Genomic DNA, 22,750 nt, shown 5'->3' on the forward strand with positions numbered 1-22,750 from the left:
GTTACCACACGGCGTCAGTCGCTGCGGTGGCGCTCCATCAGTGACTCCTGGTGGTCGCGCACCGAGTGTCCTTCCCGCGGCGACGCGATCCACTGCCCGTCCGACTCGAGTTCCCAGCACCGCGTGGACGGATCCAGCGCGGACTCGAACAAGTCGTTCAGATACGCGGTCAGCTTCGGATCCTTGACCTGAACCAGCGCCTCGACCCGGCGGTCGAGGTTGCGGTGCATCATGTCGGCACTGCCGATCCAGAACTCGTTGATGCAACTGAAATGCATGATCCGCGAGTGCTCCAGGAATCGGCCGAGGATCGAGCGGACCGAAATGTTTTCCGAGAAGCCCTCGGTGCCCGGGCGCAGCGCGCAGATGCCGCGCACCACCACCTCGACCCGCACGCCGGCCCGCGACGCGCGATACAGCGCGTCGATGACCTGCTCGTCGACCAGAGCGTTCATCTTCATCCGGATCCGGCCACCGCCATGTTCGCGATGCGCGGCAATCTCGCGCTCGACGCGCTCGATGATTCCGGTGCGAACGCTGTGTGGGGCAACCAAGAGGTTGCGGTAGGAGACCTTGCGCGAGTAGCCGGTCAGTGAATTGAACAAGTCCGTCAGGTCGGCCCCGATCTCCGGGGACGCCGTGAGCAGACCGACATCCTCGTACAGTCGCGCGGTCTTCCCGTTGTAATTGCCGGTCCCGATATGGCAGTAGCGCCGGATGGTCGAACCTTCGCGCCGTACCACCAGGCAGGTTTTGCAGTGCGTCTTGAGTCCGACGTACCCGTAGACGACGTGCACGCCCGATTGCTCAAGGGTGCGTGCCCAGCGGATGTTGGCCTGCTCGTCGAAGCGCGCCTTGATCTCCACCATTGCCACGACTTGCTTTCCGGCCTCGGCGGCTTGGATCAGTGCCCGAACGATCGGCGAGTCACCGGAGGTGCGGTACAGCGTCTGCTTGATCGCCAGCACGTTGGGGTCGGCGGCCGCCTGCTCGATGAATCGTTGCACGCTCGTGGAGAACGACTCATACGGATGGTGAAGCAGCACATCGCCTTCGCGCAGCGTCGCGAAGATGCTCTTCGGTGTCTCGCGGTCGGCGAAGGCGGGACTGGTGGCCGGAATCCAGGTGCGGTCTTTCAGTGCCGGCCGGTCGACGCCGTAGATCTGCCACAACGACGAGAGGTCGAGAAGCCCGGGGACCTCAACGACGTCACCGGGATTCACGTCGAGTTCGCGCAGCAGCAGCTCCAACATGCTCTCGGTCATATCGTCGGCGATCTCGAGTCGCACCGGCGAACCGAACCGCCGGCGCGCCAATTCCCGCTCCAGCGCCTGCAGTAGGTCCTCGTCGCGGTCCTCTTCAACCTCGTACTCGGCGTTGCGGGTAATGCGGAACGCGTGGTGCTCGACGATTTCCATGCCGGGGAACAGCACCGGCAGGAACGCCGCGATCAGCTCTTCGGTTGGCAGGTACCGGATCACGGCCCGGCCCTCGTCCGTGTCGCCGGGGCTTTGAAGTTCGACGAAGCGATCGACGTTGTCGGGCACCTTGACTCGGGCGAAGTGCTGACCACCGTCGTCCTTGACCGTGACGGCGAGGTTCAGGCTCAGCCCGCTGACAAACGGGAACGGGTGCGCCGGGTCGACGGCGAGCGGGGTCAAGACCGGGAAGACCTGCTCGTTGAAATAGGTCTGCAGTTGGTCGCGCTCGGCTTGATCCAGATCGGCCCACGTGACGATATAGATGCCTTCTTGTGCGAGTGCCGGTCGCACCGAGTCGAGGAATTCCCGGGCGTGCCGGGTCGCGATCCGCTGCGTCTGTTCGCCGATGCGGGCCAGTTGCTCACGCGGTGTCAGGCCGTCGGCCGAGCGGACCGACAGTCCCATCTCGTCGCGGCGCTTGAGGCCGGCCACCCGGACCATGTAGAACTCGTCGAGGTTGGACGCGAAGATCGCCAGAAACTTGGCCCGCTCCAACAACGGCAATGAGGTATCGGCGGCCAAGGCCAGCACGCGCGCGTTGAAGTCCAGCCAGCTCAGTTCGCGGTTGAGGTAACGCTCCTCCGGCAGCACGTCGTCGATCGCGGCGGGGGTCGCCGCGGGTGGTGCTCCCACGGCGTTGTCGCCGGAATGCCACGCGGTCTCGTCGAGCTGTGCTTCAGCTTCGATATCGGTCACGATGGAATCATTGCTCATCACCCGCTGGTGCTGCTAGCGCTCGGTAGAGATCCATTCGCCGTTGGCGAGCCGTTCATCCGCCGGACAGGTTTGCCAGGCGCCTTTTCTCAATGCTGCGCGATGGCGCGCGCGGTTGCCGTTCCGACACCGAGACGGCGGGCGGCCACCAAGTCGGCAGGAGTGTCGACATCGCAGCGCAAGCCGGGCCATGCTCCCGTCAGCTCGATCGCGCCCGAACGGCGATGCCGCTCGGCCGATTCCGACCCGAAGTGTGGATCCAATGCGGCGCCGAATGCGCACAGCGCCGCGGTACCGGTTGCCAGCCGGTCGGCAACGAAGGAGCGCCGATGCTGGCGTGCGGCAGCGATCGCGCCGGCCAGCTCCTGTGTCTGTAAAGCGGGCAAATCACCCTGCAGTGCAACAACATTGGAGAAAGACTGGGCCACAGAACGTTCGGCGGCGGCAATGGCGTGGTTCAACGGATCCTCATGGCCTTGCGGTGTCGGGTCGGCGAGCACCTGCGCTCCAAGTCCCACCGCCGCGGCCGCCGCGGCGTCGTCGGGAGTGATGACCGTGATCGAGCCGACCGATGCGACCCCCGCCGCGGCGGTCACGGTGTCCACCAACATCGCCAGCACCACGGTTTCCCGGGTCCGCGCCGAGAAGACCGGAGCCAGCCTGGTCTTGGCGGCGGCCAACCGCTTGACGGCGATGATCAACGCGATATCGCCCGCACCATCATCCCTTGCGCCGCTCATGACTCAATCCTGCCAGCGCCGCCTTTCGCCCCGGTCAGCGAGCCGGGGCGCCCCGCCTCGCGGGGGACATGGTGACGGTCCCCGTCCCTGTTCTAGGGTGTAGCGGCTGCAGATGCCGCGTGGATGACAGATCGGGATGAGAAATGGCCAGCACATCGGGCGCCGTCGCGGTAATGGGCGCCGGAGCATGGGGAACCGCGCTGGCCAAGGTGCTCGCCGAGGCCGCCGAAACGACCGGAGCACCGGCAGCAGAGATCACATTGTGGGCACGTCGATCCGACGTCGCCGAGCAGATCAACACCACCCGATACAACCCCGCCTACCTGCCCGGCACCTTGCTACCGTCGGCCATCCGGGCCACCGGCGACGCGGCCGAGGCGTTACGCGGCGCGACGACCGTGCTGCTGGGCGTCCCGGCGCAGAACCTGCGGAGCAACCTCGAGCAGTGGTCCGGCCTGATCGCCGACGGTGCGACGCTGGTCAGCCTGGCCAAAGGCATCGAACTGGGCACCCTGATGCGGATGAGCCAGGTCATCGTTTCGGTGACCGGAGTCGACCCGTCGCAGGTCGCGGTGATTTCCGGGCCGAACCTGGCCAGCGAGATCTCCGAATGTCAACCCGCCGCCACCGTGGTCGCGTGCAACGACTCCGGCCGCGCGGTCGCCGTGCAGCGCATGCTGAACACCGGGTACTTCCGCCCGTACACCAACAGCGATGTGGTCGGCACCGAGATCGGCGGGGCCTGCAAGAACGTCATCGCGCTCGCGTGCGGGATGGCGGCCGGCGTCGGCCTGGGCGAGAACACCGCCGCGGCGATCATCACCCGCGGCCTGGCCGAGATCATGCGGCTGGGAATCGCGCTGGGCGCCAAGGGCGCGACGCTGGCCGGGCTGGCAGGCGTGGGTGACCTGGTGGCCACCTGCACATCGCCGCATTCGCGCAACCGGTCGATGGGTGAGCGCCTCGGCCGGGGCGCAACCATGGAGTCGGCGCTTCAGGGCCAGGACGGGCACGTCGTCGAGGGCGTGACCTCGTGCGAGTCCGTGCTCGCGCTGGCGTCCAGCTACGACGTGGAGATGCCGCTCACCGACGCGGTGCACCGGGTTTGTCACAAAGGACTCTCGGTCGACGAGGCGATGGCCCTGCTGCTGGGCCGCAGCACCAAGCCGGAATGAGCCCGTTCGCCGGTGCGGCAGGCTGGCAAAACCCGGTTAGCGATCGGCGACCCGACCTGTCGGCGTCCCAAGCGGTAGCCTCTCCAGGTTGTGAACGCCAGCGACGAGACGAGCCGGGCACCCGTGTCACGGGGTAGCCGGGTGCGCGTTGCTGTCGTCTTCGGTGGGCGCAGCAACGAGCACGCCATATCGTGTGTGTCCGCGGGCAGCATCCTGCGCAACCTCGACCCACAGCGATTCGATGTGGTCGCGATCGGCATCACCCCCGAAGGGTCGTGGGTGCTGACCGACGGAGACCCGGATGCGCTGGCGATCTCCAACCGGCAACTGCCGGGGGTGACCACCGAGTCGGGCACCGAGCTGGCGTTGCCGGCCGATCCGCGGCGCAGCGGCCAGTTGGTGTCACTACCGCCCGGCGCCGGCGAAGTCCTCGGCTCGGTCGACGTGGTGTTCCCGGTGCTGCACGGCCCTTACGGCGAGGACGGCACGATCCAGGGCCTGCTCGAACTCGCCGGCGTGCCGTACGTCGGAGCCGGTGTGCTGTCCAGCGCGGTCGCGATGGACAAGGAATTCACCAAGAAGTTGCTTGTCGCCGAGGGACTTCCCATCGGCGCGTACGCGGTGCTGCGTCCGTCGCAGCAGACGCTGCCCCCCCAGGAGCAGGAGCGCCTGGGGTTGCCGGTGTTCGTCAAGCCCGCACGCGGTGGGTCCTCGATCGGTGTCACCCGTGTCGCGCGTTGGGGCGAGCTGGCCGCCGCGGTGGCGGATGCTCGCCGCCACGATCCGAAGGTGATCATCGAGGCCGCGATCAATGGTCGCGAGCTGGAATGCGGCGTCCTCGAAATGCCAGACGGTGCAATAGAAGCCAGCACGGTCGGCGAGATCCGGGTGGCCGGCGTACGCGGACGCGAGGACGGCTTCTACGACTTCGCGACCAAATACCTTGACGACGCAGCCGAATTGGATGTACCCGCCAAGGTCGACGACGACATCGCCGACGCGGTGCGCGAATTGGCGATCCGGGCGTTCAAAGCCATCGACTGCCAGGGCCTGGCCCGGGTCGACTTCTTCCTCACCGACGACGGGCCGGTGATCAACGAGGTCAACACGATGCCGGGGTTCACCACGATCTCGATGTACCCGAGGATGTGGGCGGCCAGTGGCGTCGACTATCAGACTCTGCTGTCGACCATGGTCGAAACGGCCTTGGCCCGGGGTACGGGTCTGCGCTAACGCCCGCCGGGCCGAGCGGGATCGATGGGCACCGCCGTGATGGTGTGGTCGATCACTTCGGAGAGCTGCTGGATCGGTGTCGGCCCGGATCCCGACGGCAGGGTCAGTGCGAGATACACGGGCCGGTCCACCGTGTACCAGGTGGATCTTCCTGCGTCACCGGCGGATTGCTGTTCGGCTGTCACTTCGAACCACTGCACCCGGTCGACGATCTGGATCGCCGATCCGACCACGAAGCCGGTCGGGCGGTCCAGCCCGCAGCGCAACACCACCGCCTCGCTGCCGGTCGCGGCGCGCCAGGCGGTCGCGCCTTCGGGCGCCGGCTGCGCCAGTGGCGCACGCTGGTAGTCCCCGAGCCGCTGCGGCAGTGCCGCCGAGAGTGCGTGGCATGCGGAACTGTCGGCCTGTGGCGCCGGCACGGGGGAAAGGGCGACCGGCTGCGGCGGTGCTTGGCGGGTTGCCGCGATGACAAGGACGATTCCGATCGCCACGACCGCCACCGCAACCGCGGCGATCAGCAGGGCCCGTGGCGGTCCGCCTGGGTCGTCGGTGTCCGAACTTGCCATCACCGCCCGGATGTCGACGAAAGAGCATCGACCACCCGGGCACCTCCCATGCTCATGCACAACTGGCCCTGCTCCTCCTCAGGCGGCACACGCCCGCATCGTCGCAGCGCTCTACACTGGCGCCGTCCGCTTACGCGGGCAGGGACCAAACTTACCGCAGGTCGGACCGCGGTAGGAGGGCCGCACACGGTCGGTGCGCGCGACAGGAGGTGACGTGCGCGAAGACGTAACTGGGGAGTCGCCCACCTTGGGGCAGCTCGGTGAATTCGCCGTCATCGACCGGCTGGTCCGCGGGCGCACGCAGCCCGATGCCGTGCTGCTGGGACCCGGCGACGATGCGGCGGTGGTGTCGGCCGGCGACGGCCGGACCGTGGTGTCGACCGACATGCTGGTGGCCGGCCGGCATTTCCGGTTGGACTGGTCGACGCCCCGCGATGTCGGCCGCAAGGCGATCGCGCAGAACGCCGCGGACATCGAGGCGATGGGCGGGCGGGCCACGGCATTCGTGGTCGGCTTCGGCGCACCCGCCGATACGCCGACGGCGGACGCGGACGCGTTGGTCGACGGAATGTGGCACGAGGCAGCGCGAATCGGCGCCGGCATCGTCGGCGGCGACCTGGTCAGCGCGCCGCTATGGGTGTTGTCGGTGGCGGCGCTGGGCGACTTGGGCGGCCGGGCGCCGGTGCTGCGTTCCGGCGCGAAAGCCGGGGCGGTGCTTGCCGTCACCGGCGAACTGGGCCGCTCCGCTGCCGGATACTCACTGTTGGACAACGGGATTGGCGGATTCGACGAACTGCGTGCCCGTCATCTGGTGCCCGAACCGCCCTACGGGCAGGGCGTGGTGGCCGCGGCGGCGGAGGCTCAGGCGATGATCGACGTCTCCGACGGCCTGATCGCCGACCTGCGGCACGTCGCCGACGCGTCCGGCGTGGGGATCGACCTGTCCACCGCGGCGCTGACCCCGGACGCCGATGCGCTGAACGCGGCCGCGGCGGCGGTGGGCGCCGATCCGTGGTCGTGGGTGCTGGGCGGCGGCGAAGATCACGCGCTGGTGGCCTGTTTCGCCGGCCCGGTGCCATCCGGGTGGCGCGTCATCGGTCGGGTGCTCGACGGGCCGGCCCGGGTGCTCGTCGACGGCGCCGACTGGCAGGGATACGCGGGCTGGCAGTCGTTTGGCAGTTAAGGTGGCGCAGTGACCGCGCGCCCGTTGAGTGAACTCGTCGAACCGGGGTGGGCCGCCGCGCTGCAGCCGGTGGCCGAACAGGTGACCCAGATGGGGGAGTTTCTGCGAGCCGAGATCGCGGCCGGCCGCAAATACCTACCTGCCGGACAGAACGTCTTGCGCGCCTTCACTTTTCCGTTCGACCAGGTGCGAGTGCTGATCGTCGGGCAAGACCCGTACCCGACGCCGGGCCATGCCGTGGGCCTGAGCTTCTCGGTGGCTCCCGAGGTACGTCCGCTGCCGCGCAGTCTGTCCAATATCTTCGACGAGTACTCAGCCGACCTGGGCTACCCGCAACCCTCGTGCGGCGATCTGACGCCCTGGGCGCAGCGCGGCGTGCTGCTATTGAACAGGGTCCTCACGGTGCGTCCGAGCAATCCGGCGTCGCATCGCGGCAAGGGCTGGGAGGCGGTCACCGAATGTGCCATTCGTGCCCTGGTGGGGCGGTCGCAGCCGATGGTGTCGATCCTGTGGGGCCGCGACGCGTCGACACTCAAACCGGTGCTGGCGGAGGGTAACTGCGTGGCGATCGAGTCGCCACACCCGTCGCCGCTGTCGGCGTCGCGCGGATTCTTCGGCTCGCGCCCGTTCAGCCGCGCCAACGAACTACTCGCCGGGATGGGAGCCGACTCGATCGACTGGCGGCTGCCCTGACCGCGGCGGGCGGGCCGTCACGACTCCGGGAAGTTCACGTCCTTGGTGACGGATTTCCACTCCTCGATCGACGCCGACATCGCGGCGATCTTGTCGCGCATCGCCTTCAGCACGTCGCGGCCGAGCAGTAGCCGCAACGGGGGCTCGTCCAGCGTGGTCACCATCAGCACCGCCTCGGCCACCTTGCGTGGGTCGCCCGGCAGGTGATCGGCGAACTGCTTGATCAGGTCCTTGCGTGCTGCCACGTCGGCGTAGGCGGCGATCGGGCTGCCCGATTCCTTCATCGACCGTGTTGCCCAATCGGTGCGGAAGGCGCCCGGCTCGATCGCGGTCACCTTGATGCCCAGTGGTCGAACCTCGGTGGCCAGCGCCTCGGTCACCGCCTCGAGCGCGAACTTGGTCGACGAGTAATAGGCGTTGGGCGGGTTGGCTACCAGACCGGTCATCGAGGAAATGTTGATGATGTGCCCCGACCCGCGGGCACGCATGCCGGGCAGCACCGCCTTGATCATGTCGACGGACCCGAAGTAGTTGACGTCGAACAACTTTCGGACCTCGGCGTCCTCGCCCTCTTCCACCGAAGACAGATAGCCGTGACCGGCGTTGTTGACCAGGACGTCGATGCCGCCGAACGCCTCGTCGGCCGCCGACACCGCCCCCGCGATCTGGGCGGCATCGGTCACGTCGAGGGCCACGGCCACGGCGCGGTCGGAGAATTCGTCGGCGAGATCGCCCACCGCGTCGACCTTGCGCGCGGTCACCACCACGCTGTGGCCCGCTGCCAAGGCGGCGCGCGCGATCTCGCGGCCAAAGCCGGTGGAACAACCGGTGATCAACCAGCGCGCCATCGTTAGATCGTTCCCTCCGGTAGCCGGCGCAGATAGGCCTTGCGCCGGTCGGCCAGTTGGGCGGCGCGCTCCTGGGCGCTCACCCGCGGCAGCTGGGGCACCTCGGCGTCGAGCCGGTCGAGTTTGATCACCCGTCCGCGGGCGCCCAGGTCGTCGCGGGGACCGGTCTCGCCGAACTCGGCCATGCGCAGGGTCAAGATGGCCTCGGCCAAGCCGTCGGAGTCGATCCAGTTGGCGACGCCGGGATCGACGGGCGAGATCACGTAGGTGTAGGTGCCGTCCTGGTTGGGGACCGACTGCGCCTTGTTGAGGCTGCCGGTGCGGTCGACGAGATCGAGCGTGGTGCCCCAGATATTGCTCAGGGGAACGGTGAAGTATTCGGCGCCACCGTCGCTGAGGTCGACCACGAACGCCTCGTCGGGCTCGAGTTCGAAACGCCCCATCACATAAACCTGGTTGCGCATCGCGCCGACCTTGTCGGCCGACCAGGCCAGGTTGAAATGGTTGGCGGGCATCTTGTACACACCGTGGCTGAGCTTGCCGGTGAAGTTGGCGAAGTAATCCATCATCGCCGCGGTGGCGTCGGCCTGCTCGTCGAGGGTGCGCGCCGGCCTTACAGTAGAAGCCGGACGACCGCCAAGGCGTTGTACCTCAATATGATTGGGGTCGTCGCGGCCCCAGTCCAGCAGCACGTCACGGATGTAGAACTCGTGGGCTTCCCCAGATGTCTGCACGTGGTTGGGACGGCCGTTGGCGGGATCGGCGTCGACGGTGATGGTGTAGCTGCCGTCGGCCTCGACCGCCATGGTGCGGCCGTTGAGCACGTTGACGGTGCCCATCCGTGCGTCCCACAGCGTGAAGTAGTTCTCGGTCATGCGGTGCTCGCCGACCCGGCCGTGGATCTCGTAGCGTTCGTCGCCCGAGATCGGTATGACGCGGTACACGCTGTCGGGATTGTCGATGCCCCAGCGTGATCCGGGAATGCGACGGCCTTCCACGGGGTGCGCCAGCCGGGTGATGCAGCTGACCTTGGGCCGCAGCTTGTCCTGGTTGGACGACCACACCGCCGCCGAGAACATCACCTCGGCGAACGAATCGTCGAACCGCTCGCGCATCGCGTCCGACGCCTTGGCCCGGCCCAGCCAGGTCTGCGCCACGCTGCGGTAGGCGGCTTTGACGGTCGGGTGCTCGATCAGGTCGAGGGCGGCCAGCTCCTGTTCGCGCTGGGATGCGGTCGAGACTGGATCGTCAGGCATGCGCTGTTCCTCCGATGTGCTGTCTAAAACGCTTGTTGTACAAGGTGAATCGCTCGTCGACCTGCTCGGGTGCCAGGCCGTAGTTTTCCAGTCCGTATGGGGGGCGGGCGGCCTCGCGGGGACGCGCCTTGAGCCAGTGCCGCATCGCGGCCTCGGCGATATCGGTGAGTGGCAGGCCGATGGCGCCGTAGACGCGGGCCACCTGCCCGATCGGATCGGCCACCGCCTCGTCGAATCCGATGTCGGTGACCACCGCGGCTTCCCCGCCCGGTTCCAGGGCCCACCCGTCGCGGATCGACATGGCCCGGTCATTGGTCCAGCCCATCCTTGCCAGCCATTGCGCGCCGACCCGGTGCACGTCGACGGTGTCGGCGTGCATCGCGTGCAGGGTGGCGTTCAAACTGGCCCCCGAGGCGATCGTGGTGCGCGGGTCGCGATGCATGTGGACGATGTGCAGGTCGGGAAACTGCGCCCGCAGTAAGTCCAGATAGCCCAGGTGCGCAGGGGATTTCAGCACCCAGCGTTGTGCTTGTTGGCCACCCCCCGGACAGCGTTGCCGCTTCTGCCATCCGACGAATTGCAGCATGCGGTGCAGGTGGTGATAGGCGGGGGAGAAGTCCTGCTCGTCAAGCCAGGACCGGTAATGGGGAAGGTGGGCACCGGATTCGGGGACATGGGATAAAAATGCGTCGGCCAGAAAGACGATCTCTTCCTCGGCTTCGGCCGCGTACATCGGGTGGATGGCGAACAGATCCGGGGCCAGCTCACGGGATTTCGCTTCTCGCGCTTGGCTGATCGCGATGCGGGGATCGGCGGCGTCGGTGAACTGATAGTCCAGGCGGGGTGCGACCTCGACGACCTCCCAGCCGTAGGCGCAGCGCAAACGCGGGTCGGCGGCCAGTAGTCGTTGCAGCAGCGTCGTGCCGCTGCGCATCATTCCGACGACGACGATCGGAGCGGCGACCCGCTCCTCGAGGATCTCCGGGTGGCGGCGGATCCACTCCTGGGTACGAAGCCGCATGCGCAGGCTGTGCACGATGCCCGAGCGCAGGATGTGCACGCCGATGGCGTTGAGGTCGGCGCGCGCATAGTCGTCCAGCAACACCCGCAGCGGACCCTCGAATTCGCCGGGGCCCCATTCGGTCAGCGTCTCCTTGCGCTGCGCGTCGGCCAGCACGGCGGCCGGGTCAAAAGCGTTGTCGAAGGCGTTCGAGGCTGCCACGCGCTCAGAACTTCAGGTGCTGGCTGACATCGCCGACCTGGTCGACGAACATGATGCGGCTGTCGAACCACCACGCGCCGTCCACCCGGTGAAAGGTGTCCTGGTAATGCCCGGTGACGATCACCTGCAGCGGAAGGTCGGGGGTGGCCTGCGTGACGCAGTAGTAGGACGTGCTGCGTGCGGTCCCCGCGGCATCGTCGAGGTGCAGCTGCACATTGGTCGTGTTGTGCTTGGTCTTGGGGGTGCCGTCGTCCTCGTAGATGCGGGTGGCCATCTCGTACATCTGCCGCACCCGGGCGGATCCCTCGAACACCGTCTCCGGTGGACCGTGTTCCATACCGCAGATGCGGCCATGCTCGAAAAGTCCGGCGACCCCGTCCAGGTCGCCACCGTCGAGGAGTTCGGCGTAGGCGTAGATCAGGTTGGTGATTTCTCGCGCGCTGTCACTCATGCCAAGCCACTCCTGTGCCGTTTGCAGATCATGTTGGCAGAACTGACCCAACTTACATAGAACCGCCCATTACTCTTAGTCGCCGTGACGTTACCTTGGACGCCGAGCCGCCTCGGCAACTTGACCGGCAAACGAGTCATCGTGACCGGGGCAACCCACGGCGTGGGGCTGGGCACCGCGCAAGCTCTGGCCAAAACCGGCGCCCACGTGATCCTGGCCGTGCGCAACACCGAGTTGGGTGAGCAACGCGCCGCGGCGATGGGCGGCTCGACGTCGGTGGTCAAGCTCGATCTCGCGGACCTGTCTTCGGTGCGTGCCTTCGCCGATCGGGTCGACGGGGAAATCGACATCCTGATCAACAACGCCGGCACCCTCACCGATCGACGCATCGAGACCGTCGACGGCTTCGAGATGACGCTGGGCACCAACCTGCTCGGACCGTTCGCGCTGACCAACCTGCTGCTGCCCCGGGTGCGCTCGCAGATCATCAACGTCGGCTCCGACGCGCACAAGTCGGCCACGCTGCGACTCGACGACATGCACCTGCGCCGCGCCAAGTGGACGAGGCTGGGGTCCTATGCGGCCTCCAAGCTCGCGGTCATGTTGTGGGGGCTCGAGCTGGACCGTCGACTGCGGGCCGGCGGTTCGGCGATCGTCAGCCAACTCACCCACCCGGGGTGGGTGGCCTCGAACATCTCGAACGTCTCGGACGCGCCGTTGATGTCGTTGGTGCAAAAGGCCGTCAAGGTGGTGGCCGACCGGTTCGCCAACGACATCGACGAGGGTGCGGCGCCCACCTTGTACTGCATCAGCGAACCGGTGCCGCCGGGCAGCTTCGTCGGTGTCAGCGGCAGGATGGGCCTGCGCGGCGGCCCGGTGCTGATCGGTCGTTCGGAGCTCGCGTGCGATTATGACGCGGCCGCCCGGCTGGTGGCGTTCGCCGAGGAACAGACCGGGACAACGCTGGAGGTATAGCCATGGGTGAACTCGACAATTCGGTCGCCGTCATCACCGGCGCAGCGCGCGGCCAGGGTCGCAGCCACGCCGTGGCGCTCGCCGAACAGGGCGCCGACATCATCGCGGTGGACATCTGCGCCGATATCGACGCGATTCCCTACCCGCTGGGGACCAAATCGGATCTCGACGAGACCGCACGGCTCGTCGAAGCCGCAGGTCGAAAGGTCGCGACCGTCGTCGCCGACGTCCGCGACCTGACCCAGCTGGAGGCCGGGGTGCGCAGCGGCATCGACGACCTCGGAGAGGTGGACATCGTCATCGCCAATGCCGGGGTGGTGGCGATCGGTGACCCCGAAACCAATTCCGAGCCGGTGTTCACCTCGATCGTCGACACCAATCTCAAGGGGGTCTGGCACACGCTGCTGGCGACGGTGCCGTCGATCATTCGCCGGGGCCGGGGCGGTTCGATCGTGATGGTCAGCTCGTCGCAGGGCCTGACCGGCCGGGGTGGCGACGGCAGTGCCGCGATGTTCGCCTACGCCGCGTCCAAGCACGGCGTGGTGGGCTTGATGCGTTCGGCCGCCAATGCCTATGCGCCACACAAGATTCGGGTCAACTCGGTGCATCCGAGCGGTGTCTCGACGCCGATGATCATCAACGACTTCGTGGTGAACCGGATGCTGGAGAATCCGAACCCGGCGGTCTCGCAGATGTTGTTGCCCGACGTGCCGTTGGTCGAACCGCAGGACGTGACGGAAGCGGTGCTGTGGTTGGTCGGTCCCCGTGCGCGCTACGTGACCGGCGTGTCGATACCCGTCGACGCCGGGCACATCGTGATGTAGCTGCGGCCGGCTAGCCCCGGACTAGCCCCTGAGGACCTTGCCGGCCTTGATGCAGGACGCGCAGGCGTTGACGCGCTTCTTGTTGCCGCCGGGACGAGCCACGACGTGCACGGTCTGAACGTTCGGGTCCCAGCGCCGGCTGGTGCGCCGGTGGGAGTGCGACACCGACTTGCCGAAGCCGGGGCCTTTCCCGCAGATGTCGCACACAGCGGCCATCGTTCAAGCTCCTCAAATGTTCTCGGGGGTCCGGCACGGATAGTCGAGACGCGCCGCGACAGCCCAGGATACCGACTCTGGTGGGCAACCACCAAAACGATCCACAACTGACTCCCCGGCTTAGCTCTGACGCTGTCGCCGCCGCTGGCTAGGCTCAGTAGGGCGGTCAGCCCTGGCCCGCCGGCGGCTGGCTCGAATGAGGCTCCGAGGAGGTGGGTCACAGTGGGCAATCCGGATCGTCCGCTCGACGCGCCGGCCTTGCGGGACTGGGCGCACACCGCGGTCAGCGACCTGATCACTCACATCGACGAGATCAACCGCCTCAACGTGTTCCCGGTCGCCGACTCCGATACCGGCGCAAACATGCTGTTCACGATGCGTTCCGCGCTGGCCGAGGCCAACGCGGGGATCGGCGTCGACGGCGGCCCCAGATGCGTGTCGCGGGTCGCCTCCGCCCTGTCGGTGGGCGCGCTGAACGGCGCGCGCGGCAACTCCGGGGTGATCCTGTCGCAGATCCTGCGGGGTATCGCCGACGTCACCGCGACCGCGGCCGCCGCTTGCGGCGGTGAACTGCCGCACCTGGACGCCGCGCTGCTCGGCGCGGCGTTGCAGCGCGGCGTCGAGCTGGTGATCGCCTCGATGGGCGGCCAGGAGGTCGCGGGGACCATCGTCTCGGTGCTGCGAGCCGCCGCCGACGCCGTCGACGAGTGCGCGAACGACGGGCTGGCCTCGGCGATCACCGCGGCCGGCGACGCTGCGGTGGTCGCGCTGGAAAAGACCCCTGAGCAGCTGGATGTGCTTGCCGATGCCGGTGCCGTGGACGCCGGCGGGCGGGGCCTGCTGGTGCTGCTGGACGCGCTGCGCTCGACGGTCATCGGGCAGGCGCCGGCCCGCACGGTCTATGAGCTCTCGCCGCGCGCGGCGCCGACGGCGGGCACGACCGAACGGCCCGCGCCGCAGTTCGAGGTGATGTACCGGCTCGACGGCTGCAATCCGCCGGCCGCGAATGCCCTGCGGGACCGGCTGATGGGCTTGGGTGATTCCGTGGCCATCGCCGCCGCGCCCTTCACCAATCAAGCGACGTACTCGGTGCACGTGCACACCGACGATGCGGGCGCCGCCGTCGAAGCGGGGCTGGCGGCCGGGCGGCTCAGCCGGATCGTGATCTCGGCGCTCAGCGGCGGGGCCGTCGGGCGACCAGCGGGCAGCTGGACCAGGGAACGCGCGGTGCTGGCCGTCGTCGACGGCGACGGCGCCGCCGAGCTGTTCGCCGGCGAGGGTGCCCACGTGCTGCGGCCGGCCGCGGACGCGGGCGACCTGACCACCGACATCAGCGCTCACCAGCTGATGCGGGCAGTGGTCGACGCCGGTGCCGCGCAGGTGATGGTGCTGCCGAACGGCTATGTGGCCGCCGAGGAGCTGGTGGCCGGCTGCACCGCGGCCATCGGCTGGGGCATCGACGTGGTGCCGATCCCGTCGGGGTCGATGGTGCAGGGGCTGGCCGCGCTGGCCGTGCACGAAACGGACCGGCCGGCCGTCGACGACGGCTACACGATGGCCCGCGCCGCCGGTGGGGCCCGGCACGGATCGGTGCGCATCGCGAGCCAGAGCGCGTTGACCTGGGCGGGTCGGTGTCAGCCGGGCGACGGCCTGGGCATCGCGGGTGGCGAGGTGCTGATCGTGGCCGCCGACGCGGCCGCGGCCGCGAACGGACTCATCGATCTGTTGCTGGCCGCGGGCGGGGATCTGGTGACGGTGCTGGTCGGCGCGGGCATCGAGGCCGACGCCGATGCCACCGCGGTCTGCGACATCCTGGGCGAGCACGTCCACGACAACCATCCCGGGACCGAGCTGGTGACTTACCGGACCGGGCATCGCGGTGACGCACTGCTGATCGGGGTCGAGTAGCCGTGGTGTCGCTGTCCGATCGGCTGGACTACGTGCTGGGCGCCAAGGCCGCGGAGTCCCTCGACGAGGTGTTCGGCATCCGGACCGTCGACGACCTGCTGCGCCACTACCCCCGCAGCTACACCGAAACGGCCGCGAAATGGGATGCCGAGGACGAGCGGCCCGAACAGGGTCAGCACATCACCCTCGTCGACACCATCACCGACACCCACTCGTTCCCGATGAAGAAGAACCCGAGGCGCAAATGCCTGCGCATCACCGTGGGCTCCGGTCGCAGCAAGGTGACCGCGACGTTCTTCAACGCGGACTACCTCGGCAAGGACCTCACCAAGGGCACGCGGGTAATGCTCTCCGGCGAAGTCGGATACTTCAAAAACGTCATGCAGCTGACGCACCCGGACTTTCTCATCCTGGACTCGGTCGGTGGACGCAACCGCGGCAGCAAGTCGCTCAAAACCATCGCCGACACCGCTCCGGCCTTCAGCGGCGAGGATCTGATGTCGGCATTCGACCGCAGGTTCTTCCCGATCTATCCGGCCAGTACCAAGCTGCAGAGCTGGGACATCTATGCCTGCGTGCGCCAGGTGCTCGAGGTCCTCGATCCGGTGACCGATCCGCTGCCCGACGAGCTGATCGCCGCCCACCACCTGATGTCCGAAGATGCGGCGCTGCGCGCGATTCATCTGGCCGAGGACGAGGCGGAACGCCGGCACGCGCGGGAGCGATTGACCTTCGACGAAGCCGTCGGGCTGCAGTGGGCGCTGGTGTCGCGCCGGCATGGTGAGCTGTCGCAATCGGGACCACCGGCACCGCCACAGTCTGATGGTCTGGTCGCAGAACTATTGCGGCGCTTGCCCTTCGAGTTGACCGCGGGACAACGCGAAACGCTCGACGTGCTGTCCGAGGGCCTTGCGGCCACTCGCCCGATGAACCGGCTGCTGCAAGGTGAGGTCGGCTCCGGCAAGACGATCATCGCGGTGCTGGCGATGCTGCAGATGGTCGATGCGGGTTACCAGTGCGCACTGTTGGCGCCTACGGAAGTGCTTGCCGCACAACATCTTCGGTCGATCAACGATGTGCTCGGCCCATTGGCGATGGCCGGCCAGCTGGGCGGGGCCGACAACGCGACCCGGGCCGCGCTGCTGACCGGATCGATGTCGACCGCGCAGAAGAACCAAGTCCGCGCCGAGATTGCCGGCGGTGAAGTGGGCATCGTCATCGGCACGCATGCCCTGCTGCAGGATTCGGTGGAATTTCACAACTTGGGCATGGTCGTGGTCGACGAGCAGCACCGGTTCGGCGTGGAGCAACGAGACCAGTTGCGCGCCAAGGCTCCTGCCGACATCACGCCGCACCTGTTGGTGATGACGGCGACACCGATACCGCGCACGGTCGCGCTGACCGTCTACGGCGACCTGGAAACCTCGACGCTGCGCGAGCTGCCGCGCGGACGCCAGCCCATCACCAGCAACGTCATTTTCGTGCACGACAAACCCGCCTGGCTGGACCGCGCCTGGCAGCGCATCCGCGAGGAGGTCGCGGCCGGCCGGCAGGCCTACGTGGTGACGCCCCGTATCGACGAGACCGACGAGTCGGAGAAAAAGGAAGAAGACGCGCGCCCGACGGAAACCGCCGAGGGCCTGTTCGCCCGATTGCGCTCCGGTGAGCTGTCGAATCTGCGGCTGGGGCTGATGCACGGGCGGTTGCCCGCCGAAGAGAAGGACGCCGCGATGGCGGCTTTTCGCAACGGCGAGACCGATGTTCTGGTGTGTACCACCGTCATCGAGGTCGGGGTCGACGTCCCCAATGCCACCGTGATGCTGGTGATGGACGCCGACCGGTTCGGGATCAGTCAGCTGCATCAGCTGCGCGGCCGCATCGGCCGTGGCCAGCATCCGAGCCTTTGTCTGTTGGCCACCTGGAGCTCGCCGGGCTCGCCCGCCGGCCGGCGGCTGCGCGCGGTCGCCGAAACCCTGGACGGATTCGCCCTTTCCGAGCTCGATCTCAAAGAGCGCCGCGAAGGAGATGTGCTGGGCCGCAACCAGTCTGGCCGGGCGATCAATTTGCGGCTGCTGTCGCTGGCCGACCACCTGGCGTTCATCGAAGCGGCGCGCGAATTCTGCACCCGGGAATATGAATCCGACAGCCGGCAGCCCGGATTGGCTTCGCTGGCAGCGCAATTCACCGATACCGACCGCATCGAATATCTGGACAAATCGTGAACCGCAAGGTGCTGCTGTGGTTGTCGGTGGCTGCGGTGCTCGCGGTGCTGGTCGCCTATCAGACGCTGGATTCCACGGCGGCCAAGCATGCGGAAATCACCGCCCGCGCCGATGTGCCCACGGTGGCGCCGGGAACTGATGTGCTGGCCGGCATTGCGGTGCAGCCGCTACGGGTGCACCGCTACGACTACCGCAGGGCGGCCTACGGCGACGCCTGGGACGACGACAACGACGCGCCGGGCGGGCACAACGGCTGCGACACCCGCGACGACATTCTCGACCGTGACCTCGTTGACAAGACCTACGTGGCGATCAAGCGGTGTCCCAACGCCGTGGCCACCGGCACGCTGAATGACCCGTACACCAACACCACGATCGCCTTCCAACGCGGCGCCAAGGTGGGCGAAGCGGTGCAGATCGACCACATCGTCCCGCTCGCTTACGCCTGGGATATGGGAGCGTTCGGCTGGCCGGATCCCGAGCGGCGGCGTTTCGCCAACGACCCGGCGAACCTGCTGGCCGTCCAGGGGCAGGCCAATCAGGACAAGGGCGATCTGCCGCCGGCATTGTGGATGCCGCCGAACAAGGCATTCGCCTGCCAGTACGCCATGCAGTTCATCGCGGTGCTGCGTGGGTACCAGCTGCCGGTCGAGCAGGCGTCGGCGGGCGCATTGCGTCAGGCCGCCGCAACCTGCCCGACGGGAACGGGTCAGGCGCCGTCGTAGGTGTCCGGGTCCGGGCGCAACCGAGTTCCGTCATTGAGCGCGTTGATCGCGTCCATGTGCTCGGCGGCCAATTCGAAATCGAACACGTCGATGTCGGTGGCGATGTGCTCGGCGTTGGCCGAGCGGAAGACGACCGCGTTACCCAGCTGCAGGTTCCACCGCAGCAGCACCTGCGAGGGCGTCTTGCCGTATTCGCCGGCGACCGAGTTCACGGTCGGGTTGTCATTCAACTTGCCCAGTGCCAGCGGCGTGTAGGACTGCGTCACGACATTGTGCTGCGCGTTCGTCTTGCGCATGTCGGCCTGGTTGAGCAGTGGGTGCAGCTCGATCTGATTGACCGCCGGTGTCGTGAAGACCAGATCGATGACCATCGACAGGTGCTCCTCGGTGAAGTTGGCGACGCCGATCGAGCGGGCGCGTCCGTCGCTGCGGAGTTGCAGCAGCCCACCGAAGGAGTCCACATACATGCCCTGCGGGGCGGCCGGCCAGTGAATGAGGTAGAGGTCCAGGTAGTCCAGGCCCAGTCGTTCCAGGCTGGCGTTGCAGGCATCCTGAGAGCTCGTCAAGCCCTGGTCCGCGGTGGCGAGTTTGGTGGTGACGAACAATTCCGCGCGGGGAATCCCGGAGCCGGCGATCGCGCGACCGACCGCGGCTTCATTGCCGTACGCCGTGGCGGTGTCGATCAGCCGGCAGCCGACCTCCAGCGCCGCCGATACCGCGCGTTCGGTCTCGTCTTCCGACAAATCCGCGACGCCGAGGCCGAGCACCGGCATCGTGTTTTCGTCATTGAGAGTGATCGAGGGTGCGGCGAGGCCCGCATCGCCAGTCAACGTCATTCACCTACCTGTGAAACTGAAGGTTCGTGGATCAGGACCAAGCCGCGTTCCGTCGTCCAGCGAGGAAATCGCCGCCATGTGACTGGCGCTGAGTTCGAAATCGAACACGTCGAAGTTGCTCGCAATCCGTGCAGGGTTCACCGACTTGGGGATCACGATATTACCGAGCTGGATATGCCACCTAATCAACGCCTGGGCGGGTGTCCGCCCACTTTCTTCGGCGATGGCGGTGACGGCCGGGTGTGTCAGCAGCGCTCCTTGCCCCAGCGGCGCCCACGCCTCGGTCGCGATACCGCGCTGGGCATGGACTTTCCGTAATTCCGTCTGAGGAAAACGAGGGTGCAGTTCGACCTGATTGACCGCGGGAACGATGCCGGTGGCATCGATCAGAACCATGAGGTGCTCGGCCTCGAAATTGCTGACTCCGATGGACCGGATCCGGCCCTGGTCGCGCAGGTGAGCGAAAGCCTTGAAGGTTTCGACGAACTTTCCCACCGCGGGCAGCGGCCAATGGATCAGGTAGAGATCGAGATAGTCGAGGCCGAGCCGGTCCATGCTGGCGTCGAAGGCCGTCAACGTGCTGTCGTAGCCCTGGTCCGCGTTCCACAATTTGGTCACCACGTAGAGTTGGTCGCGCGGCACGTCGGACTCGGCAATCGCGCGCCCGGTTTCCCGTTCATTGCGGTAGGCGGCGGCGGTGTCGATATGCCGGTATCCGGCGCGCAGCGCACTACTCACCGCCTGCTGGGTCTGCGCCGGAGGGACCTGGAAGACTCCGAGCCCGACGGTGGGGATCGCATGACCGTCATTGAGCGTGACTACGTTTTTTCCGTTTTTTTCTAGGGGGCCCGCCATGACACAGAGTCTGCCAGGCGCACCGGACCTGCATCTGGAACCCGGGCGTGGATCGGCTCACTGGGCCAGTCGCGTGCAGGACATTGTCACCAACGTTGGCGTCAAGGTCATTCCGTGGATTCCGACGCCGGCCAAGCGGGTGATGTTCGGCGGCCGGTCGATCATCATCGACGGCAACACGCTTGATCCCACCCTGCAGCTGATGCTGTCTGGTCTGCGGCTGGGCGGTATCGACGGCTTGGCGGTCGATGGCGACCCGCTGGCATCGCGTATGCAGATGCGCCAGTCGATCCTGGCCATGCCCGGGCCCCAGATTCACGTCACGGTTGACGACCTGACGATCCCCGGACCCGCCGGCGAGATCCCGGCGCGGCATTACCGCCCGGCCAGTGGCCAGGCCTCGGACTTGGTGGTCTTCTACCACGGCGGGGGCTGGGTGCTCGGCGATCTCGACACCGCCGACCCGCTGTGCCGGCTGACCTGCCGCGACGCCGGAGTGCACGTGCTGTCGATCGACTACCGGCTGGCTCCCGAGCACCCGGCGCCGGCCGCCATCGACGATGCCTATGCGGCGTTCAAGTGGGCCTACGAGCACGCCGGCGAACTCGGCGCGATCCCCGGGCGTGTCGCGGTCGGCGGAGACAGCGCGGGCGGCAACCTGGCCGCGATCGTGTGCCAGCTGACGCGCGACGAGGGTGGCCCGGCGCCACTGCTGCAGTGGCTGATCTACCCGCGGACCGATTTCACCGCGCAGACCCGGTCGCTCAGCCTGTTCGCCCGCGGCTTCTTGCTGACCAAGCGGGACATCGACTGGTTCACCGCCCAGTACCTGCGCGGCACCGGCATCGACCCGGCGGACCCGCGGGTATCGCCGCTGCTGGCCGAGTCGCTGTCCGGGCTGGCGCCCGCGCTGATCGCCGTTGCCGGGTTCGACCCGTTGCGCGACGAAGGCGAGCGTTACGCCACGGCGCTGCAGGCCGCCGGCACCGCCGTGGATCTGCGGTGCTTGGGTTCGCTGACGCACGGTTTCGCCAGTCTGTTTCAGCTCGGCGGCGGCAGCGCGGCCGCGACCAGCGATCTCATTTCGGCCCTGCGCGCCCACCTGAGCCGGGCCTGATTTGCCCACGGGCGCTCGCCGGTAATCTAGAAGCGCCATCCCGACCGCGGTCGAGACGCCCGAAAGCCGACCTAAACACAGAAGGACCAGGGAACCTGTGGCCGACAAATCGAAACGTCCCCCCCGATTCGACCTGAAGTCCGCAGACGGCAAGTCCGGCCGCCTGATTCAGATCGGCGGTACCGCGTTCATCATCATCTTCGCGGTCGCGCTCGTCTTCTACATCGTGTCGTCGCATCACGACAAGAAGGGCGCCGTCGCCGGGCAGGGCGACACGGTGCGCGTGACGTCGAGCAAGGTGGTCAACCAGCCCGGGACGAACAACCCCAAGGCTGTGGTGACCTTCTACGAGGACTTCCTGTGCCCGGCCTGCGGTAATTTCGAGCGCACCTTCGGGCCGACGGTCTCCAAGCTGATCGATTCCGGCGCCATCGCCGCCGACTACTCGATGGTGGCCATTCTCGACAGCTCCAAGAACCAGAACTATTCCTCGCGGGCGGGGGCGGCGTCCCTGTGCGTCGCCGACGAGAACATGGATGCGTTCCGCCGCTTTCATACCGCGCTGTTCACCACCGGTATCCAGCCCGACGAGCGGGGCACCAGTTTCCCCGACAACGCGAAACTGATCGAACTCGCCCGTGAAGCCGGCGTCGTCGGCAAGGTGCCGGACTGCATCAACAGCGGGAAGTACCTCTCCAAGGTCACCGGGGAAGCTGCGGCCGCGAATATCACCGCCACCCCGACGATCAAGATCAACGGCGAGAACTACGACCCGTCGACACCCGATGCGCTGGTCGCCAAGATCAAGACCATCGTGGGTGACGTGCCGGGCATCGACGCACCCGTCGCCCCGCCGGCTTCGTGACGGTCGCGGTGTCGGTCGAACCCGCCGAGCGATCCGGCGACCCGACACCGGCTTCGACGCGTGACTCATCCGCGCCGACGCTCAGTGCATGGTGGGTGCTGATCGCCGGCGCGGTCGGCCTGGCCTCGTCGGCGACCCTGACGGTGGAGAAGATCGACATCCTGCTCAACTCGTCCTACGTGCCGTCGTGCAACCTCAACCCGATCCTCTCGTGCGGCTCGGTGATGATCACGCCGCAGGCATCGGTGCTTGGCTTCCCGAACCCACTGCTGGGCATCATTGCGTTCACCGTCGTGTTGGTTGCCGGCGTCCTGGCAGTAGCGAAAGTATCTATACCTCAATGGTTTTGGTCCGCGCTTGCGGCCGGACTACTGGTCGGTGCGGGGTTCGTGCACTGGCTGATCTTCCAGAGTCTGTACCGGATCGGGGCGTTGTGCCCCTACTGCATGGTGGTGTGGGCGATGACGATCACGCTGCTGGTGGTGGTCGCGTCCCTCGCATTTCGTCCGGTGCTCGAGAGCCGCGACAGCACCGCGGCACGGTTGCTCTACCAATGGCGATGGTCGATCACCGCGCTGTGGTTCACCGGGGTGTTTCTGCTGATCATGATGCGTTTCTGGGACTATTGGTCGACACTTCTGTAAG

At 67.2% G+C, this 22,750-nt stretch carries 22 protein-coding genes; 12 read left to right on the plus strand and 10 right to left on the minus strand.

Annotated elements, in window-relative coordinates; all coding sequences use genetic code 11:
• Positions 1 to 14 precede the first annotated feature (14 nt).
• Together ACZY0B_RS07140 and cofC are read right to left on the minus strand one after the other, a co-directional pair.
• The gene (locus ACZY0B_RS07140) at positions 15 to 2,198 is read right to left on the minus strand and encodes an RNA degradosome polyphosphate kinase (protein ID WP_463763326.1); all 2,184 of its coding nucleotides are present in this window, start codon (positions 2,196 to 2,198) and stop codon (positions 15 to 17) included.
• An 86-nt stretch (positions 2,199 to 2,284) separates the two neighbouring features.
• The gene (gene cofC, locus ACZY0B_RS07145) at positions 2,285 to 2,935 is read right to left on the minus strand and encodes a 2-phospho-L-lactate guanylyltransferase (protein WP_463763327.1); all 651 of its coding nucleotides are present in this window, start codon (positions 2,933 to 2,935) and stop codon (positions 2,285 to 2,287) included.
• A gap of 143 nt (positions 2,936 to 3,078) precedes the next feature.
• Between cofC and ACZY0B_RS07150 the strand changes: the two genes are divergently transcribed.
• Positions 3,079 to 4,110, plus strand: coding sequence for an NAD(P)H-dependent glycerol-3-phosphate dehydrogenase (locus ACZY0B_RS07150; protein WP_463763328.1), 1,032 nt, complete (start codon positions 3,079 to 3,081; stop codon positions 4,108 to 4,110).
• Positions 4,111 to 4,233: 123 nt separating this feature from the next.
• A complete protein-coding gene (locus tag ACZY0B_RS07155; RefSeq protein ID WP_463763386.1) occupies positions 4,234 to 5,343 on the plus strand; it encodes a D-alanine--D-alanine ligase family protein in 1,110 nt (369 codons plus the stop codon).
• On the opposite strand, the gene ACZY0B_RS07160 is transcribed toward ACZY0B_RS07155, so the two are convergent.
• On the minus strand, positions 5,340 to 5,909 hold the full coding sequence (locus ACZY0B_RS07160; RefSeq protein ID WP_463763329.1) for a DUF3515 domain-containing protein: 570 nt from the start codon (positions 5,907 to 5,909) through the stop codon (positions 5,340 to 5,342). The genes ACZY0B_RS07155 and ACZY0B_RS07160 overlap by 4 nt on opposite strands.
• 214 nt (positions 5,910 to 6,123) lie before the next feature.
• Here ACZY0B_RS07160 and ACZY0B_RS07165 point away from each other — a divergent pair, with 214 nt between their 5' ends.
• Both ACZY0B_RS07165 and ACZY0B_RS07170 read left to right on the plus strand, forming a co-directional pair.
• Positions 6,124 to 7,092, plus strand: coding sequence for a thiamine-phosphate kinase (locus ACZY0B_RS07165; protein WP_463763330.1), 969 nt, complete (start codon positions 6,124 to 6,126; stop codon positions 7,090 to 7,092).
• 9 nt (positions 7,093 to 7,101) lie between these two features.
• On the plus strand, positions 7,102 to 7,785 hold the full coding sequence (locus ACZY0B_RS07170; RefSeq protein WP_463763331.1) for a uracil-DNA glycosylase: 684 nt from the start codon (positions 7,102 to 7,104) through the stop codon (positions 7,783 to 7,785).
• Between the two features lie 17 nt (positions 7,786 to 7,802).
• On the opposite strand, the gene ACZY0B_RS07175 is transcribed toward ACZY0B_RS07170, so the two are convergent.
• The 4 genes from ACZY0B_RS07175 to ACZY0B_RS07190 are packed head-to-tail and all read right to left on the minus strand — an operon-like array spanning position 7,803 to position 11,562.
• Complete coding sequence (locus tag ACZY0B_RS07175; RefSeq protein WP_463763332.1) at positions 7,803 to 8,633, minus strand: oxidoreductase; 831 nt, start codon at positions 8,631 to 8,633, stop codon at positions 7,803 to 7,805.
• A 2-nt stretch (positions 8,634 to 8,635) separates the two neighbouring features.
• Entirely contained in the window at positions 8,636 to 9,889 is a 1,254-nt protein-coding gene (locus tag ACZY0B_RS07180) for a hypothetical protein (RefSeq protein ID WP_463763333.1), read from the minus strand.
• Positions 9,882 to 11,111 carry a sulfotransferase family protein gene (locus tag ACZY0B_RS07185; RefSeq protein WP_463763334.1) on the minus strand — a complete coding sequence of 410 codons (1,230 nt, stop codon included), beginning with the start codon at positions 11,109 to 11,111 and terminating at the stop codon, positions 9,882 to 9,884. The genes ACZY0B_RS07180 and ACZY0B_RS07185 overlap by 8 nt, the downstream gene beginning before the upstream one ends.
• A 4-nt stretch (positions 11,112 to 11,115) precedes the next feature.
• On the minus strand, positions 11,116 to 11,562 hold the full coding sequence (locus ACZY0B_RS07190) for a nuclear transport factor 2 family protein (RefSeq protein ID WP_463763335.1): 447 nt from the start codon (positions 11,560 to 11,562) through the stop codon (positions 11,116 to 11,118).
• Between the two features lie 84 nt (positions 11,563 to 11,646).
• Here ACZY0B_RS07190 and ACZY0B_RS07195 point away from each other — a divergent pair, with 84 nt between their 5' ends.
• Complete coding sequence (locus ACZY0B_RS07195; protein ID WP_463763336.1) at positions 11,647 to 12,537, plus strand: SDR family NAD(P)-dependent oxidoreductase; 891 nt, start codon at positions 11,647 to 11,649, stop codon at positions 12,535 to 12,537.
• A gap of 2 nt (positions 12,538 to 12,539) precedes the next feature.
• Positions 12,540 to 13,361, plus strand: coding sequence for a mycofactocin-coupled SDR family oxidoreductase (locus ACZY0B_RS07200; protein WP_463763337.1), 822 nt, complete (start codon positions 12,540 to 12,542; stop codon positions 13,359 to 13,361).
• A 21-nt stretch (positions 13,362 to 13,382) separates the two neighbouring features.
• Here the strand turns inward: ACZY0B_RS07200 and rpmB are convergent, their stop codons facing one another.
• Positions 13,383 to 13,577 (minus strand): 50S ribosomal protein L28, encoded by a 195-nt coding sequence (gene rpmB / locus ACZY0B_RS07205; RefSeq protein WP_463763338.1) that lies wholly within the window; start codon positions 13,575 to 13,577, stop codon positions 13,383 to 13,385.
• A gap of 222 nt (positions 13,578 to 13,799) precedes the next feature.
• Here rpmB and ACZY0B_RS07210 point away from each other — a divergent pair, with 222 nt between their 5' ends.
• Genes ACZY0B_RS07210 through ACZY0B_RS07220 form a run of 3 tightly spaced genes read left to right on the plus strand, consistent with a single transcriptional unit; the run spans position 13,800 to position 18,432 of the window.
• Entirely contained in the window at positions 13,800 to 15,485 is a 1,686-nt protein-coding gene (locus tag ACZY0B_RS07210; protein ID WP_463763339.1) for a DAK2 domain-containing protein, read from the plus strand.
• 2 nt (positions 15,486 to 15,487) lie between these two features.
• The gene (recG, locus tag ACZY0B_RS07215; RefSeq protein WP_463763340.1) at positions 15,488 to 17,707 is read left to right on the plus strand and encodes an ATP-dependent DNA helicase RecG; all 2,220 of its coding nucleotides are present in this window, start codon (positions 15,488 to 15,490) and stop codon (positions 17,705 to 17,707) included.
• Positions 17,704 to 18,432, plus strand: a complete 729-nt coding sequence (locus ACZY0B_RS07220; RefSeq protein WP_463763341.1) for an HNH endonuclease family protein — start codon at positions 17,704 to 17,706, stop codon at positions 18,430 to 18,432. The genes recG and ACZY0B_RS07220 overlap by 4 nt, the downstream gene beginning before the upstream one ends.
• Here the strand turns inward: ACZY0B_RS07220 and ACZY0B_RS07225 are convergent.
• Positions 18,417 to 19,262 (minus strand): aldo/keto reductase, encoded by an 846-nt coding sequence (locus ACZY0B_RS07225; RefSeq protein WP_463763387.1) that lies wholly within the window; start codon positions 19,260 to 19,262, stop codon positions 18,417 to 18,419. The two genes, ACZY0B_RS07220 and ACZY0B_RS07225, sit on opposite strands and share 16 nt — an antisense overlap.
• A gap of 6 nt (positions 19,263 to 19,268) precedes the next feature.
• Positions 19,269 to 20,123, minus strand: a complete 855-nt coding sequence (locus ACZY0B_RS07230) for an aldo/keto reductase (protein ID WP_463763342.1) — start codon at positions 20,121 to 20,123, stop codon at positions 19,269 to 19,271.
• On the opposite strand from ACZY0B_RS07230, the gene ACZY0B_RS07235 reads away from it, so the two are divergent.
• The 3 genes from ACZY0B_RS07235 (at position 20,122) to ACZY0B_RS07245 (ending at position 22,749) form a co-directional block, all read left to right on the plus strand.
• Positions 20,122 to 21,240: an alpha/beta hydrolase gene (locus tag ACZY0B_RS07235; protein WP_463763346.1), complete on the plus strand. Its 1,119-nt coding sequence runs from the start codon at positions 20,122 to 20,124 to the stop codon at positions 21,238 to 21,240. The two genes, ACZY0B_RS07230 and ACZY0B_RS07235, sit on opposite strands and share 2 nt — an antisense overlap.
• A 97-nt stretch (positions 21,241 to 21,337) precedes the next feature.
• Positions 21,338 to 22,105: a DsbA family protein gene (locus tag ACZY0B_RS07240; protein ID WP_463763348.1), complete on the plus strand. Its 768-nt coding sequence runs from the start codon at positions 21,338 to 21,340 to the stop codon at positions 22,103 to 22,105.
• Entirely contained in the window at positions 22,102 to 22,749 is a 648-nt protein-coding gene (locus ACZY0B_RS07245) for a vitamin K epoxide reductase family protein (protein ID WP_463763349.1), read from the plus strand. The genes ACZY0B_RS07240 and ACZY0B_RS07245 overlap by 4 nt, the downstream gene beginning before the upstream one ends.
• Position 22,750: the final 1 nt, after the last annotated feature.

Source organism: Mycobacterium sp. IDUB_19 (genome assembly GCF_055419445.1).

Coding starts and splice junctions, on each gene's coding strand:
- cofC (WP_463763327.1), bottom strand. CDS start 2,935: ATGAGCGGCGCAAGGGATGATGGTGCGGGCGATATCGCGTTGATCATC.
- ACZY0B_RS07150 (WP_463763328.1), top strand. CDS start 3,079: ATGGCCAGCACATCGGGCGCCGTCGCGGTAATGGGCGCCGGAGCATGG.
- ACZY0B_RS07160 (WP_463763329.1), bottom strand. CDS start 5,909: ATGGCAAGTTCGGACACCGACGACCCAGGCGGACCGCCACGGGCCCTG.
- ACZY0B_RS07175 (WP_463763332.1), bottom strand. CDS start 8,633: ATGGCGCGCTGGTTGATCACCGGTTGTTCCACCGGCTTTGGCCGCGAG.
- ACZY0B_RS07180 (WP_463763333.1), bottom strand. CDS start 9,889: ATGCCTGACGATCCAGTCTCGACCGCATCCCAGCGCGAACAGGAGCTG.
- ACZY0B_RS07190 (WP_463763335.1), bottom strand. CDS start 11,562: ATGAGTGACAGCGCGCGAGAAATCACCAACCTGATCTACGCCTACGCC.
- ACZY0B_RS07200 (WP_463763337.1), top strand. CDS start 12,540: ATGGGTGAACTCGACAATTCGGTCGCCGTCATCACCGGCGCAGCGCGC.
- rpmB (WP_463763338.1), bottom strand. CDS start 13,577: ATGGCCGCTGTGTGCGACATCTGCGGGAAAGGCCCCGGCTTCGGCAAG.
- ACZY0B_RS07235 (WP_463763346.1), top strand. CDS start 20,122: ATGACACAGAGTCTGCCAGGCGCACCGGACCTGCATCTGGAACCCGGG.
- ACZY0B_RS07230 (WP_463763342.1), bottom strand. CDS start 20,123: ATGGCGGGCCCCCTAGAAAAAAACGGAAAAAACGTAGTCACGCTCAAT.